This is a genomic window from Nitratireductor sp. GCM10026969 (assembly GCF_042660605.1).
GTDB lineage: Bacteria > Pseudomonadota > Alphaproteobacteria > Rhizobiales > Rhizobiaceae > Chelativorans.
In genome coordinates this window covers 1-14,206 of record NZ_JBHSUM010000107.1, presented here as the reverse complement: position 1 = coordinate 14,206, position 14,206 = coordinate 1, and the positions used below count along the sequence as shown (strand labels likewise).

General features: G+C 65.4%; 12 protein-coding genes. 2 read left to right on the top strand and 10 right to left on the bottom strand.

From position 1 onward, the window contains the following. The 8 genes from ACFP9U_RS18115 to urtA all read right to left on the bottom strand — a co-directional run. Nucleotides 1-249 (bottom strand): HupE/UreJ family protein (locus ACFP9U_RS18115; protein WP_378623601.1); only part of this gene is annotated, 249 nt, incomplete at its 3' end. A 22-nt stretch (nt 250-271) separates the two neighbouring features. After that, on the bottom strand, nt 272-574 hold the full coding sequence (locus ACFP9U_RS18110) for an urease subunit gamma (protein ID WP_378623599.1): 303 nt from the start codon (nt 572-574) through the stop codon (nt 272-274). Nucleotides 575-589: 15 nt separating this feature from the next. Continuing rightward, nucleotides 590-1,357, bottom strand: coding sequence for an urease accessory protein UreD (locus tag ACFP9U_RS18105; RefSeq protein WP_378623598.1), 768 nt, complete (start codon nt 1,355-1,357; stop codon nt 590-592). Between the two features lie 88 nt (nt 1,358-1,445). Then, entirely contained in the window at nt 1,446-2,150 is a 705-nt protein-coding gene (urtE, locus tag ACFP9U_RS18100; protein WP_378623596.1) for an urea ABC transporter ATP-binding subunit UrtE, read from the bottom strand. A 2-nt stretch (nt 2,151-2,152) separates the two neighbouring features. Further along, nucleotides 2,153-2,902 (bottom strand): urea ABC transporter ATP-binding protein UrtD, encoded by a 750-nt coding sequence (gene urtD / locus ACFP9U_RS18095; protein ID WP_378623594.1) that lies wholly within the window; start codon nt 2,900-2,902, stop codon nt 2,153-2,155. A 3-nt stretch (nt 2,903-2,905) separates the two neighbouring features. Then, a complete protein-coding gene (urtC, locus tag ACFP9U_RS18090) occupies nt 2,906-4,081 on the bottom strand; it encodes an urea ABC transporter permease subunit UrtC (protein WP_378623593.1) in 1,176 nt (391 codons plus the stop codon). Next, on the bottom strand, nt 4,078-5,694 hold the full coding sequence (gene urtB / locus ACFP9U_RS18085) for an urea ABC transporter permease subunit UrtB (protein ID WP_378623591.1): 1,617 nt from the start codon (nt 5,692-5,694) through the stop codon (nt 4,078-4,080). Before urtB ends, urtC begins: the two co-directional genes overlap by 4 nt. Nucleotides 5,695-5,839: 145 nt before the next feature. Further along, nucleotides 5,840-7,135 carry an urea ABC transporter substrate-binding protein gene (gene urtA, locus ACFP9U_RS18080; RefSeq protein ID WP_378623590.1) on the bottom strand — a complete coding sequence of 432 codons (1,296 nt, stop codon included), beginning with the start codon at nt 7,133-7,135 and terminating at the stop codon, nt 5,840-5,842. 261 nt (nt 7,136-7,396) lie between these two features. On the opposite strand from urtA, the gene ACFP9U_RS18075 reads away from it, so the two are divergent. Both ACFP9U_RS18075 and ACFP9U_RS18070 read left to right on the top strand, forming a co-directional pair. Beyond that, complete coding sequence (locus tag ACFP9U_RS18075; protein ID WP_378623588.1) at nt 7,397-10,771, top strand: ATP-binding protein; 3,375 nt, start codon at nt 7,397-7,399, stop codon at nt 10,769-10,771. Next, entirely contained in the window at nt 10,764-11,669 is a 906-nt protein-coding gene (locus ACFP9U_RS18070) for a response regulator (RefSeq protein WP_378623586.1), read from the top strand. The genes ACFP9U_RS18075 and ACFP9U_RS18070 overlap by 8 nt, the downstream gene beginning before the upstream one ends. Before the next feature lie 6 nt (nt 11,670-11,675). Here ACFP9U_RS18070 and ACFP9U_RS18065 read toward each other — a convergent pair whose 3' ends face one another. Both ACFP9U_RS18065 and ACFP9U_RS18060 read right to left on the bottom strand, forming a co-directional pair. Next, nucleotides 11,676-13,424, bottom strand: coding sequence for an ABC transporter ATP-binding protein (locus ACFP9U_RS18065; protein ID WP_378623584.1), 1,749 nt, complete (start codon nt 13,422-13,424; stop codon nt 11,676-11,678). Between the two features lie 28 nt (nt 13,425-13,452). Continuing rightward, nucleotides 13,453-14,206: iron chelate uptake ABC transporter family permease subunit (locus ACFP9U_RS18060; RefSeq protein WP_378623582.1), on the bottom strand; the 754-nt coding region annotated here is incomplete at its 5' end.

The following is a 14,206-nucleotide window of genomic DNA, read 5'->3' as shown; positions in this document are numbered from 1 at the left end:
GAAGAGCGCGGCCGCGAAGCCGAACACCATCGTGCCGACGAAGGCGGCCGGGACGGCCACGACGGCCCGCCCGCCAAGCGTCGCCGCCCACAGGCCGACCGCCACCATCACCAGGATATGGTCGAGACCGAAGAGCGGATGCGAAAAGCCGGCCAGGAAGGAGCCGTGCTCGGCCGGGTTCAGATGCGCGAAAGCCGGTGCGGTGGCGGCGAAGAGTGCCATGGCGGCGAATGCGAGACGTTTGAGCATGCGAAGTCCCCCGGAATGGCGGTTAGCGGATCGGTTCGTGAACGGTGACGAGCTTGGTGCCGTCGGGAAAGGTGGCTTCAACCTGGATGTCGCGGATCATCTCGGCCACACCCTCCATCACCTGCGCACGCGTGATCACATGGGCACCGGCCTCCATCAGCTCGGCGACGGGGCGGCCGTCGCGGGCACCCTCAACCACGAAATCCGTGATCAGCGCGACGGCCTCGGGATGGTTGAGCTTGACGCCGCGCTCGAGCCGCCGGCGCGCCACCTGCGCAGCCATGGCAACCAGCAGCTTGTCTTTTTCTCTGGGTGTCAGGTTCATGGGTTCTCGCTTCCTTCAGATGGTCCACAGGCGCGGCAGGGCGCCAGCGCCGGAAAGCAGCGCAATGGCCGGTGCGATGACGCGCCGCAACTCAAGCCCCGAGGGTGCCAGCACGCGTAGGACGAGCCGTTCGCCCACGGCGCTCGCGGCAGCCGAGATATGTGGGTCGAGCAGTGCGCGCAACGCCTCCAGCTTCTCCGCGGCGTCGGGCGTGATGGCAAGCACCGTGGCGAAAGCGTTGTTCCCGTCCAGGAGCGAGGGCGCTTCACGTTCGAAGCCATCGCCGGTCAGCCGATTTGCCTCGGCATGGACAAGCCTGCCCTCGTGGCGGATTTCCCAACGGTCCCTGAGCCGTGCCGAGCGCGCGGCTTCCCCCATCGCCTCACGGCCGAGCAGCACCGCCTCGACCGCGGTCAGCGTCGCTCCCTCCGCCAGATCCACCGTGAGGGTCCGGTGAAGCCGGCTCGCTTCAAACAAAATGGTCTCCTGCGGCAACCAGTCGACATGCGCGCCGGGGCCGATCTTCAGTGTCGTCGAGACCCGCGCATCGTCCCCGGTAGAACGGTAGATGCGCTCGCAGGCCTGCGTTGTCAGCACCAGCTTCGATCCGGGCGCCGCATCGGCTTTCCATTCGAGCCGATCCCCGCCGGTCAGTCCTCCGGCAGTGTTGATCAGTACCGCCTCCAGGCCTTCGCCATGGGTACGCGGCAGGCGGATCTTGGCGCAGCCCTCCTGGTAGAAGGTGTCGATGCACGTCCGTTCCGCACGCAGCTTCGTGCTCAAGCGGCCCGTGCCGCGTGCGCGCTGCATGTGGGCGGGAGGATAGAGGCGAGAGGCAGTCAGGGCCGGAAAACCAGGCAACATTGCGAAACTAAACCATCAGGTGCCGCCTGACCTCCGGCCGATCGAGGTCGGAAGCCGGGCCGGAATGCATGATCTCTCCCCGATCCATAACATGAATCCGGTCGGCCAGCGCACGGCAGAAGTCGAGATATTGCTCCACCAGGAGGATCGTCATGTCCATCTCGTCGCGCAGGAATGCGAGTGCCCGGCCGATATCCTTGATGATGGAGGGCTGGATACCTTCGGTCGGCTCGTCCAGGATCAGGACTTTCGGCCGGGTCACAAGGGCCCTGCCGATGGCCAGTTGCTGCTGCTGGCCACCGGACAGATCCCCGCCCCGCCTGGAAAGCATGTCCTTCAACACCGGAAAGAGCTCGAACACCGTTTCGGGGATGGACCGCTCGCGGGTCTTGAGGGGCGCGAACCCCGTCTGCAGGTTTTCGCGCACCGTCAACAGCGGGAAAATCTCGCGGCCCTGCGGCACGTAGCCGAGCCCGAGGCGCGCGCGGCGATAGGGCGGCGCCTTGCCGAGGCTTTCACCGCCCAGGACGATCTCGCCCGCGTGCACCGGATGTGTGCCGGCAATGGCGCGCAGAAGCGAGGATTTGCCGACGCCGTTGCGCCCCAACACGGCGGTGATGGCGGCAGGTTGCGCCTCCAGGCTGACGCCTTTCAGCGCCCTTGCTGCGCCGTAGTAGAGATCGATCCCCTCGACGGCCAGTGCGCTCGCCATCCTCACCTCCCCAGATAGCTTTCGATGACGCGCGGATCGGCGCTCACGTGGTCGAGGCTGCCTTGCGCCAGCACCGAGCCTTCCGCCAGGACGGTGACGCGGGCGGCGAGATCGCGGATGAAGCTCATGTCGTGCTCCACCACCACCACCGAACGCGACCTGGCGATCTCCTTCAGGAGCTTCGCCGTCTCCACCGTCTCGGCGTCCGTCATGCCTGCCACCGGCTCGTCGACCAGCAGCAGCTTCGGGTCCTGCGCAAGCAGCATTCCGATCTCCAGCCACTGCTTCTGTCCATGGCTCAGATTGGCCGCCAGCTCGTCCCGGCGCGCGCCGAGGCGGATGGTGTCGAGGATCTCTTCCAAACGCTCCACATCGTCACGCGAGGGATGGTAGAACCAGGCGGAAAAGACGCCGCGCGGGTTCTTCAGCGCCAGTTCCAGATTGTCCCACACCGTGTGGCTTTCAAAGACGGTGGGCTTCTGGAACTTGCGTCCGATGCCGAGTTCGGCGATCGCGGCCTCGTCGAGCTTCGTCAGGTCGATGTCTCCGGCGAAGAAGACCTCGCCTCGGTCCGGCCGCGTCTTGCCGGTGACGATGTCCATCATCGTCGTCTTGCCGGCACCGTTCGGCCCGATGATCGCCTGCAATTCGCCCTTGCGGACGATCAGCGAGAGATTGTTGATGGCCTTGAACCCATCGAAGGAAACGGAGACGCCGTCGAGATAGAGAAGGGTGTCGCTGCGTGCATCCATGGATCACTCCGCCGGCGAGGGTTCGAGGCGGGATGTCGTCGTGCTCTCGTCGACACCCTCCTCCGCGTGTGCGGAGGTGCGCCGCGCCTTCAGCGCCGCCCAGCCCCCGGCAATGGTGCCGACAATGCCCCTGGGCAGGAAGAGCGTGACGGCCACGAACAGGCCGCCCAGCGCAAAAAGCCAGAATTCCGGCCACACACCGGTGAACCAGGATTTTCCGGCGTTCACCAGGACGGCGCCGATCATCGGCCCCACCAGCGTGCCGCGCCCGCCGACGGCGGCCCACACGACGATCTCGATGGAATTGGCCGGCGCGAACTCGCCGGGATTGATGATGCCTACCTGCGGCACGTAGAGCGCGCCGGCGATGCCGGCGATCACGGCGGACGCGGTGAAGGCGAAGAGCTTGTAGCCTTCCACCCTGTAGCCGAGAAAGCGCGTGCGGCTCTCGGCGTCACGCACGGCGACGAGCACCTTGCCGAGCTTGGAGCGCACGATGGCCGCGCAGACGATGAAGGAAACGGTGAGCGCGACCGCGGACGCGGCAAAGAGCGCGGCGCGCGTGGTGCCCGCCTGGATGGGCGCGCCGAGGATGTCCTTGAAGTCGGTCAGCCCGTTGTTGCCCCCAAAGCCCATATCGTTGCGAAAGAAGGCGAGCATCAGGGCATAGGTCATGGCCTGGGTGATGATGGAGAGATAGACGCCCGTCACACGTGAGCGGAAGGCGAGCCAGCCGAAGACGAAGGCGAGCAGCCCCGGCACGAGCACGATCATGAGCGCTGCGAACCAGAACATGTCGAAGCCGTGCCAGAACCAGGGCAATTCATCGTAATTCAGGAACACCATGAAATCCGGCAGGACGGGGTTTGCGTAAACCCCGCGGTCGCCGATCTGGCGCATGAGATACATACCCATGGCGTAACCGCCGAGCGCGAAGAAGGCACCGTGGCCGAGCGAGAGGATGCCGCAGAAGCCCCACACGAGGTCGAGCGCCAGCGCCAGCATCGCATAGGTGAGGTACTTGCCGAGAAGCGGCACGAAGTGGTCCGGCACGCGCAGCGGATGGCCGGCGGGCAGAAAGAGGTTCGAGGCGGGCACGAAGACGGCGATGGCGAGCAGGATCGCCACCACCAGGAAAGCCCTGCCGTCCATTGCGCGCATGAGCGTCTTGGTGATCATGTGTCCACCGCCCGGCCCTTGAGCGCGAACAGCCCGCGCGGACGCCTCTGGATGAAGAGGATGATGAAGACGAGGATGAGCACCTTGGCGAGCACCGCGCCGGCATAGGGCTCCAGGAACTTGTTGACGACGCCCAGCGTCATCGCACCGACCAGCGTGCCCCACAGATTGCCCACCCCGCCGAAGACGACCACCATGAAGGAATCGATGATGTAGCTCTGGCCGAGGTTGGGCGAGACGTTGTCGATCTGGCTGAGCGCCACGCCGGCAATGCCGGCGATGCCGGATCCCAGCCCGAAGGTCATGGCATCGACCCAGGGCGTACGGATGCCCATGGAGGAGGCCATGCGGCGGTTCTGGGTGACGGCGCGCATCTGCAGGCCGAGCGGCGTGCGGTTGAGAACGATGAGAAGCACGGCGAACACGGCAAAGGCGAAGACGACGATCCACATGCGGTTCCAGGTGATCGCCAGTCCGCCCAGATCGAAGGCGCCGGACATCCAGGAGGGATTGCCCACCTCGCGATTGTTGGGGCCGAAGATGGTGCGCACCGCCTGCTGCAGGATGAGGCTCAGGCCCCAGGTGGCGAGCAGCGTCTCGAGCGGTCGCCCGTAGAGCCAGCGGATGACGCCGCGCTCGATGGCGATGCCGACGGCTGCCGCGACCAGGAAAGCGAGCGGCAGGGCGATCGCCAGCGAATAGTCGAACAGGCCGGGAAAGGACGTGCGGATGACCTCCTGCACTGCGAAGGTGGTGTAGGCGCCCAGGATGATGAACTCGCCATGGGCCATGTTGATGACGCCCATCACACCGAAGGTGATAGCAAGACCGATCGCCGCCAGAAGGAGCACGGAGCCAAGCGACAGGCCGTACCACACGTTCTGCAGGTTCTCCCACATGGCGAGCCGGTGGTTGATGCCGGCAATGGCATCTTCTATGGCCGGCGCCAGGTCCGGCGCGGCGGAGGAATGCGCCTTCCTCAGCGCTGCCAGCGCCTCGCGATCGCCGCGCGCCGCAAGCGTGCCGACAGCTTCCTGCTTCGTCTCGAAACCTGCGTCGGTCTCGAGGATGGCCGCGGCGCGGGCGGTTTCCATCACCCGCCTCACATCCGCGTCGGTTTCCGCCGCGAGCGCGGTATCCAGAAGTTCCAGCGAATCCGGGTCGGCGCGGCTCAACAGGCTGCGCGCCGCCCTGAGACGGACTGCCGGTTTCGGGCTCATCAAGGTCAATTGTCCGATCGCGCTGCCGATCGCCCGGCGCAGACGGTTGTTGACGCGAACCTTGTCGAGTTCGGAGGAGACCGCCGTGCCGATGTCCTCGCCGGTTAGCGGGTCGGCCAACGCGTAACCATCGCCAGCCTTGCGGGCGACAACGACGCGCCCATCACTTTTCCGGACATGGAAGTCGCCTTCGCCGAGCGCTTCGAGCAGGCCGGCGACGCGGTCGTCACCCGTGGCGGCGAGGTCGAAGATCACCTTCTCGCGGTCCGAATAGCCGCCTTCGGGCAGCGCCTGCACGAGCGCTTCGATATCCTGAGCGAACGCACCGGGAATGGCAGCGATGAGGAGCACCAGCGCGAGGAGAAGCTTCGGGACAAGGCGGGTCGGGTGCATGGCTCTGTACTGGCAATGTGCGTTGTGGCGGACGGGTGGGGTGGTCGCGGTCGCGCCCCGATTCTTTTCAAACCGGGGCGCCGAGCCGGGCCGCCGCAGAACATTGCCGCCCGGCGCGTCAGCCCCACCCCCTCGCGGGGACGCCTCAGCTCGCGCCGCCGCAGGTCTCGGTTTCGGTATTGTAGTTCCCGCAGTTGATCGGATCGGTCCAATCAGCCTTGATCGCCTTGGATTCGGGCAGGTAGTCGGACCAGGCATCACCCGGCACCGTCTCCTCCGTTTCCCAGACCACCTCGAACTGGCCGTCGTCCTGGATTTCGCCGATCAGCACGGGCTTGGTGACGTGGTGGTTGGGCAGCATCCTGGCGGTGCCGCCGGTCAGGTTCGGCGTCTCCAGCCCAACAATGGCGTCGATCACGGCATCCGTGTCGGTGGTGCCGGCCTCCTCGACCGCCTGGACCCACAGGTTGAAGCCGATCACATGGGCTTCCATCGGGTCGTTCGTCACCCGGTTCTCGTCGCCCACGAACTCGCGCCACTTGGCGATGAACGCCTCGTTTTCAGGCGTGTCGACGGACTGGAAATAGTTCCAGGCGGCCAGATGACCGACCAGTGGCGCGGTGTCGATGCCGGCAAGCTCTTCCTCGCCGACCGAGAAGGCGACCACGGGAATGTCGAGCGCGGAGACGCCCTGGTTGGCAAGTTCCTTGTAGAAGGGCACGTTGGCGTCGCCGTTGATGGTGGAGACCACCGCCGTCCTCTTGCCGGCAGAGCCGAACGCCTTGATGTCGGAGACGATGGTCTGCCAGTCTGAATGGCTGAAAGGCGTGTAGTTGATCATGATGTCCTCTTCCGCGACGCCATGATCCTTCAGGTACTGTTCGAGGATCTTGTTGGTGGTGCGCGGATAGACATAGTCGGTGCCGGCCAGCACCCAGCGCTCCACGCCTTCCTCGTTCATGAGATAGTCGACAGCGGGGATGGCCTGCTGGTTGGGGGCGGCACCGGTGTAGAAGACGTTGCGCTGGCTCTCCTCGCCCTCGTACTGGACGGGGTAGAAGAGGATCGAGTTCAACTCCTCGAACACCGGCAGGACCGACTTGCGGCTGACGGACGTCCAGCAGCCGAAGACTGCCGCCACCTCGTCAACTGATATCAGTTCGCGCGCCTTCTCCGCGAAGAGCGGCCAGTCCGAAGCCGGGTCGACGACCACCGCCTCGAGCTTCTTGCCCAAAAGGCCGCCCTTCTTGTTCTGCTCCTCGATCAGAAAGAGCATGGTGTCCTTCAGCGTCGTCTCGGAAATCGCCATGGTGCCCGAGAGCGAATGCAGGACGCCGACCTTGATCGTGTCTTCCTGCGCGAATGCGCCGCCTGCGGCGAGCGTCAGACCGCCAGCAAGCGCCGTGGCCAGCACCGCGCGGCGGGTGAATGTCGTGCTCATCGTTGTGTTCCCCTGCAGATTGTTCGAACCGAGAGTCTTGTGAGGCTCTGCCGAAGGGAACTTTGCAGCCGGGTGCACCGGATGCCCATACGTCGAACAACGTAGGTGGACAGGGCGGCAGGGCGAATTTCCGCAAAGCCTTCACCGGCGCTCCGTTCGGAAACGACGGAAAGCTGTTCGCCTACTTTTTAATCATATTGCGAAACTGCCGAAAAAGTAGTCATGTAGAGACCGAACACCAGGGGGACTTCGAAACAGACAGTGGCGCGGCAGCGGATCCTTCCAATCAGGCGCGAGTACAATCGCTGGGTGGCTAACGAGACGCTGGAGGACTATGCCCTGCGTTTCACGGCCAAGAGCGCCCGGCGCTTTTCTAGCCAACGCATCTCGCAGACGGCCATCGGCGCCATATCCTTCCTCGCGCTGGAGGCGATCGGCGGGGCGATCACGCTGTCCTACGGAACCGCCAACGCTATCGCCGCGATCATCGTCGCAAGCATCGCGATTCTCGCCGTCGGGGTGCCGATCGCACGCTACGCCACCCGCCATGGGCTCGACATCGATCTTCTGACGCGCGGCGCGGGTTTCGGCTATATCGGCTCGACCATCACCTCGCTCGTCTATGCGGGCTTCACCTTCATTCTCTTCGCCATCGAGGCGTCGATCATGACGAGCGCGCTCAAACTCGCCTTCGGCGTCCCGCTGTGGATCGGCTACATCGTCAGCGCGGTGGTGGTGATCCCGCTGGTCACGCACGGCGTGAGGCTTATCAGCCGCTTCCAGCTTCTCACCCAGCCGATCTGGATCGTGCTCAACATCCTGCCTTTCCTCTTCATCGCCGTGATGGACTGGGAAACGTTCGGGCTGTGGCTCGCCTTTCCCGGCGTCGACGCGGCGCGCGCCGGCGGCGCGTCCGTGCTGGAGCTGGCCAAGTTCGGTGCGGCATCCGCCGTCATCCTGGCGCTGATGACGCAGGTGGGCGAACAGGTGGATTTCCTGCGCTTCCTGCCGGCGGAAGGCGGGAAACCCAAGCGCTACCGGCTGGGCGTGTTCCTGGCCGGTCCCGGATGGGTCGTCGTCGGCGCGCCGAAGCTGCTCGCCGGCTCCTTTCTCGCTGTCCTGGTGCTGTCGACGGGCGTGCCGGCCGAGCACGCCGCCGAACCGGCCCAGATGTATGCGGCCGCCTTCGGCTACATGATCCCCGACGAGACCCTGGCGCTGATCCTGATGGCGGTCTTCGTCGTCGTCAGCCAGCTCAAGATCAACGTCATGAACGCCTATGCCGGCTCGCTCGCCTGGTCGAACTTCTTCTCGCGCCTCACCCACAGCCATCCCGGCCGCGTCGTCTGGCTCGTCTTCAACGTGGCGATTGCGCTTCTCCTCATGGAGCTCGGCATCTACCGGCTCCTGGAACAGACGCTCACCATCTTCTCCATCGTCGCCATGGCGTGGCTGTGCACCGTCTCGGCCGACCTTTTCGTCAACAAGCCGCTGGGGCTGGCGCCGCCGGGCATCGAGTTCAAGCGTGCCCACCTTTACGACATCAACCCGGTGGGAGTCGGATCCATGGCACTGTCGGGCACGATTGCGCTTGTCGCCCATTTCGGCACCTTCGGCCCGATGGCGGCAGCGCTTGCGCCCTATATCGCACTCCTTACGGCGTTTATCGCCGCGCCGGCAATCGCCTATGCCACGAAGGGGCAATACTATCTGGCCCGCAAGCCGAGGAAGGCGTGGCAGGGTGCCGGAAGCCTCACATGCTCCATCTGCGAGCACGCCTTCGAGCCCGAGGACATGGCGTGGTGCCCGGCCTATGCCGCGCCGATCTGTTCGCTGTGCTGTTCGCTTGATGCGCGTTGTCACGATCTGTGCAAGCCCAAGGCAAATGTACGCGCGCAGGCGATGCACGTGGCCGAGCGCCTGCTGCCGGCCTGGGCCGTGCACAGACTGCAGACGCGGCTTGGCCGGTTTGCGCTGGGCATGGTCTGTGCCGTTGCCCTGATCGGCGCCATTCTGGCGCTGGTTTATTCCTTCGCCACGCGCGCCGCCCCCGAGACGGCGGACGTGGTCGGCGGCACGATCGCCGTCGTCTTCTTCGCCTTCTGCGTGGTGGCCGGCGTCGTGACCTGGTTCATCGTCCTTGCGCACGACACGCGCGGGATCGCGGAGGAGGAAAGCGCGCGGCAGAACACGCTGTTGCTCAAGGAGATCACCGCGCATCGCAAGACCGACGCAGCACTGCAAAAAGCGAAGGAGAAGGCGGAAGCCGCCAACCGCGCCAAGAGCCGGTATGTCGTGGGGCTAAGCCACGAGTTGCGCACGCCCCTCAACGCGGTGCTGGGCTATGCCCAGATCCTGGAGCGCGAGCGGGAACTGCCGGCACCCTGGCTCTCCTCGGTCGGCGTCATCCGGCGCAGTGCGGAGCACCTGTCCGGCCTCATCGACGGGCTGCTCGATATCTCCAAGATCGAGGCGGGCCGGCTGCAGGTCTATTCCAACGACATCAACCTTTCCGATTTCCTCGACCAGATCGTCGGCATGTTCCGCCTGCAGGCGGAGGCGAAGGGGCTCGCCTTCCGCCACCGCCGCGACGCCAACCTGCCGCAGCACGTGCGCGCGGACGAGAAGCGCCTCAGGCAGATTCTCGTCAACCTGCTTTCCAACGCCATCAAGTTCACCGACCACGGAGAGGTCGCCTTCACGGTATCCTACCGCTCCGAGGTGGCGACTTTCCGCGTCGCCGACAGCGGGCCGGGCATCGGCGAGGAGGATCTGGCGCGGATCTTCGAGCCCTTTGCGCGCGGACAGGCCGAACGCAACCGGCTTTCGCCGGGGTTGGGGCTGGGGCTGACCATCACCAAGCTTCTGGCAGAGACCCTGGGCGGCGAGATCACCGTGGAAACGAAGCCCGGCGCGGGCTCCGTCTTCCAGGTGCGCCTCATGCTCGCCAAAGTGGACCGGCCGGCGATGCCCGCCACGCAGCACCGGGCGATCAGGGGCTACAAGGGGCAGCGCCGGGCCATCATGGTCGTGGACGACAATGCCGAGCACCGCGAGATGATGCGGCAGATGCTGCAGCCGCTCGACTTCACCGTGCTGACGGCGGTCGACGGGCCGGAGTGCCTGACGCTGATCGAGGGCGGACGGCCGGATCTCTTCTTCATCGACATCCTCATGCCGGGCATGAGCGGCTGGGAACTCGTCGCGCGCCTGCGGGAAAACGGCCAGGCCGCTCCCATCATCATGCTGTCGGCCAATATCGGCGACGAGATCGCCCGGACCAACCGCGATGCAGGCCACAGCGACACGCTGACGAAGCCGTTCGATCTGCGCCAGCTGATGGAGAAGATCGCCACGCATCTCGAACTCGAATGGATCGAGGAAGGCACGGCAAGGAACGAAAGGGCAGCGGGGCGGGAGGACGGCTCGCTGCTCCGTTCGCCCGGCGCACGGCATCTGCGCGAGCTTGCCGACCTTGGCCGGATCGGTCATGTGCGCGGCATCGACAACAAGCTTGCGGAACTCGCCCGCACGCCGGAGAACGCACGTCTGGTCGAAATGCTGCGGATGCGCATGGAGGCGTATGATTTCGACGGCTATCAAAAACTGCTGGAGAGCGTGAGCGAAGATGAGTGACATCACGCCCGAAGGGGACATCATCCTGGTCGTCGACGATTCGCCCGAGGCGCTCGGCTTCCTCACGCGTGCGCTCGAGGAAGCGGGCATCACGGTGCTGGTCGCCACCAGCGGCGAGGCGGCGCTCGACATCCTCGGCAGGCTCACGCCGGACATTGTCCTGATGGATGCCGTCATGCCCGGGTTCGACGGCTTCGAGACCTGCCGCCGCATCAAGGCACAGGCTGCAATCGCGCATGTGCCGGTCATCTTCATGACCGCCCTGACGGAGACGGAGCACGTGGTCCGCGCGCTGGAGGCCGGCGGCGTCGACTACCTCACCAAGCCGATCAACCTGGAGGAACTGCGCGCGCGCATGCGGGTGCACCTGGCCAACGCACGCAGCACGCATCGCGCCCGGGTGGCGCTCGACGCGGCGGGAAGGCATCTGATGGCCTTTTCTTCCGACGGCGCGGTGCATTGGACGACGCCGCAGGTGAGAAGGCTCCTCGATACGCCAGGTGGCGAACATGCCACCGAAGCGCTCGGCACCCGCGTCAGCGCGTGGCTTGCCGAAACCGGGGGCGTTGCCGGCGGGACAATCACGCTGGAGCGCGCCAATTCCACCGATCTGCAACTTATCTATCTGGGGCCGATTGGCTCAGACGAGCACCTCTTCCGGCTGATTTCCGAAAGCAACGACGACCAGCAAGGCACGCTTCGGCAGCATTTCGGGCTGACGGCGCGGGAAAGCGAGGTGCTGTTCTGGATCGCGCGGGGCAAATCCAACCGCGATATCGGCGATGTCCTGGGTCTCAGCCCACGCACGGTGAACAAGCACCTGGAGCAGATCTACATCAAGCTCGGCGTGGAAAACCGGGCTTCCGCCGCCGTCAAGGCAATACACCTTCTCACGTAGATTGCCTCATTGCAGCACGGACAGGCGCTCGGATGCCTTCCCCGGAACGCCCGATCCTTCCTGCAGGCGCCGGTAGAGGCCGCCGTGTGCCAGAAGCTCGTCATGCGTGCCCTCCTCGCGAATGCCCGACCCGTCGATGACGACGATCCGGTCGGCACTGCGCACCGTTGCCAGGCGATGGGCGATCACGAGCGTGGTGCGGCCCTGCGAAAGGTCTGCAAGGGACCTCTGGATCTCGCGCTCGGTCTCGGTGTCGAGCGCGGAGGTGGCTTCGTCGAGGATCAGGATCGGCGGATTCTTCAGGAAGATGCGGGCGATCGCCAGCCGCTGCTTCTGCCCGCCGGACAGCTTCACGCCGCGCTCGCCGATGACGGTGTCCAGCCCCTGCGGCAAATTCTGGATGGTTTCCTCCAGGCGTGCACGCCGCACGGCCTGCCAGATCTCCGCCTCGGATGCGTCGAGCCGCCCATAGGCGATGTTCTCGCGGACGGTACCGCCGAACAGGAAAACATCCTGCTGCACGATGCCGATCTGCTGGCGCAGTGAGGCGAGCGTCATGTCGCGTATATCGATGCCGTCGATCGTCACCGCCCCCGACTGCACGTCGTAGAAGCGCGGCAGCAGCGCGCAAAGTGTCGTCTTTCCGCTTCCCGACGGGCCGACGAAGGCCACGGTCTCGCCCGGAGCGATCGACAGATCCACATCCTCAAGGACCGGGCGCGCGCCGTCATAGCCGAAGGTCACGCGGCGGTAGCGGATCGCCCCGCGAAAGGCGGGCGCTGGCTTCGCCCCGGGCCGGTCGGTGATGTCGGGCGCCGTTTCGAGAAGCTGCTGGTAGCGGCGAAAACCGGCAAGCCCCTTGGGATAGGTTTCGATGACGGCGTTGATCTTCTCGATGGGGCGGAAGAAGACGGTCACGAGCAGCAGGAAGCCCACGAAGCCGCCATAGGTGAGGCTGCCCTGGAGCACGAAATAGCTGCCGGCCAGCATGACGACGAGCTGGACGAGCCGCATGCTCATGTAGCTGAGCGAAGTGGAGGCCGCCATGATCTTGTAGGCTTCGAGCTTCGTGTCGCGGTAGCGGGCGTTGTCCCGGTCGAACAGGCGGCGCTCGTGGTCCTCGTTGGCGAATGCCTGCACCACGCGCATGCCGCCGACATTCTCCTCTATACGCACGTTGAAATCGCCGACCCGGCCGTAGAGCGCCTGCCAGTTGCGCGTCATCCGCCCGCCATAGGTGGTGGTGAGCCAGGCGACCAGGGGCACGATGACGGCGGTGATCAGCGCCAACTGGACATTCACCGTCAGCATCAGCGCAAAGGCGCCGATGAAGGTCATCACGGCGATGAAGAGGTCCTCGGGACCGTGGTGGGCGACTTCGCCGATCTCCTCCAGGTCCTTCGTGACGCGGGCGATGAGGTGACCGGTCTTGTTGTTGTCGTAGAAGCGGAAGGAAAGCCTTTGCAGATGGTCGAAGGCCTTGCGGCGCATGTCGGTCTCGATGTTGATCCCCAGCATGTGCCCCCAATAGACGACGACCGCCGTCAGCGCCGTGTTGGCGGCATACATGACCGCGAGCCCGGCCGCGGCCAGGAGGATGAGCGACCAGCTCCCGGTCGGCAGGAAATTGTCGACGAACATCTTGGCCGCCATCGGAAAGGCGAGCTCCAGGAGGCCCGCCAGGATCGCGCAGGAAAAATCCAGCAGGAACAGCGACCTGTAAGGTGCGTAATAGGTAAAGAACCCTCTGAGCATGGTCCCGCGTCTCGATGTTCGATCCACTTTACGACCTGGCAGCTTCATTGCGTCCCCTGCCGAGAAGCCACACGAGATACGGTCCGGCAACCACCGCGGCGAAGAGCCCGACGGGCATCTGGTAGGGAAAGGCGATCATCCTACCAAGCCAGTCCGCCACGATCAGGAGCGTGGCGCCGATCAAGACCGCCCCGAACAGATGGGCGGGGCCTACGGGAAGCCCGATCCGGCGCGCGACATGCGGCGCCACCAGGCCGACAAAGCTCAAGGGCCCCACCAAAAGCGAGGCCGCGGCCGTCAAAAGCGCCGCCGTTCCCACGAGAACGGCACGGCTCCGCCTGACGGGGATGCCCAGCGCGGAGGCGAAAGTATCGCCGAGCGGGAATATCTCCAACCAGCGCCAGACGAGCAGGACAGGTGCGATCAAGGCGCTCGCCGCGAACGCGGCGAAGACGGCGTCGCTCCACCCGGCATCGTTCGTCGATCCGCTCAGCCAGCGCAGAACTTCGTAGGACTGCACATTGCCCATGGCGATGACCGAGGTGAGCACGGCGCTGCACAGCGCGCCCGCGGCAATGCCGGACAGAAGGAGGTGGCTGCGCCCGAAGGAGGCGCGTGCGGCAACCGCCAGCATGACGGCCAGCACCGCAAGCGCGCCGAGAACGGAAAAGCCGAGGCGAAGGGCGAGCCCCGGAGACGCGAACAGGAAGAGCGCGGCGGCAAGCCCCACCCCGGCACCGGCACCCACGCCGAGCACTTCGGGGCTGGCACGCGGGTTGCCC

Coding starts and splice junctions, on each gene's coding strand:
- urtC (WP_378623593.1), bottom strand. CDS start 4,081: ATGATCACCAAGACGCTCATGCGCGCAATGGACGGCAGGGCTTTCCTG.
- ACFP9U_RS18065 (WP_378623584.1), bottom strand. CDS start 13,424: ATGCTCAGAGGGTTCTTTACCTATTACGCACCTTACAGGTCGCTGTTC.
- urtA (WP_378623590.1), bottom strand. CDS start 7,135: ATGAGCACGACATTCACCCGCCGCGCGGTGCTGGCCACGGCGCTTGCT.
- ACFP9U_RS18070 (WP_378623586.1), top strand. CDS start 10,764: ATGAGTGACATCACGCCCGAAGGGGACATCATCCTGGTCGTCGACGAT.
- ACFP9U_RS18110 (WP_378623599.1), bottom strand. CDS start 574: ATGAACCTGACACCCAGAGAAAAAGACAAGCTGCTGGTTGCCATGGCT.
- urtE (WP_378623596.1), bottom strand. CDS start 2,150: ATGGCGAGCGCACTGGCCGTCGAGGGGATCGATCTCTACTACGGCGCA.
- urtD (WP_378623594.1), bottom strand. CDS start 2,902: ATGGATGCACGCAGCGACACCCTTCTCTATCTCGACGGCGTCTCCGTT.
- urtB (WP_378623591.1), bottom strand. CDS start 5,694: ATGCACCCGACCCGCCTTGTCCCGAAGCTTCTCCTCGCGCTGGTGCTC.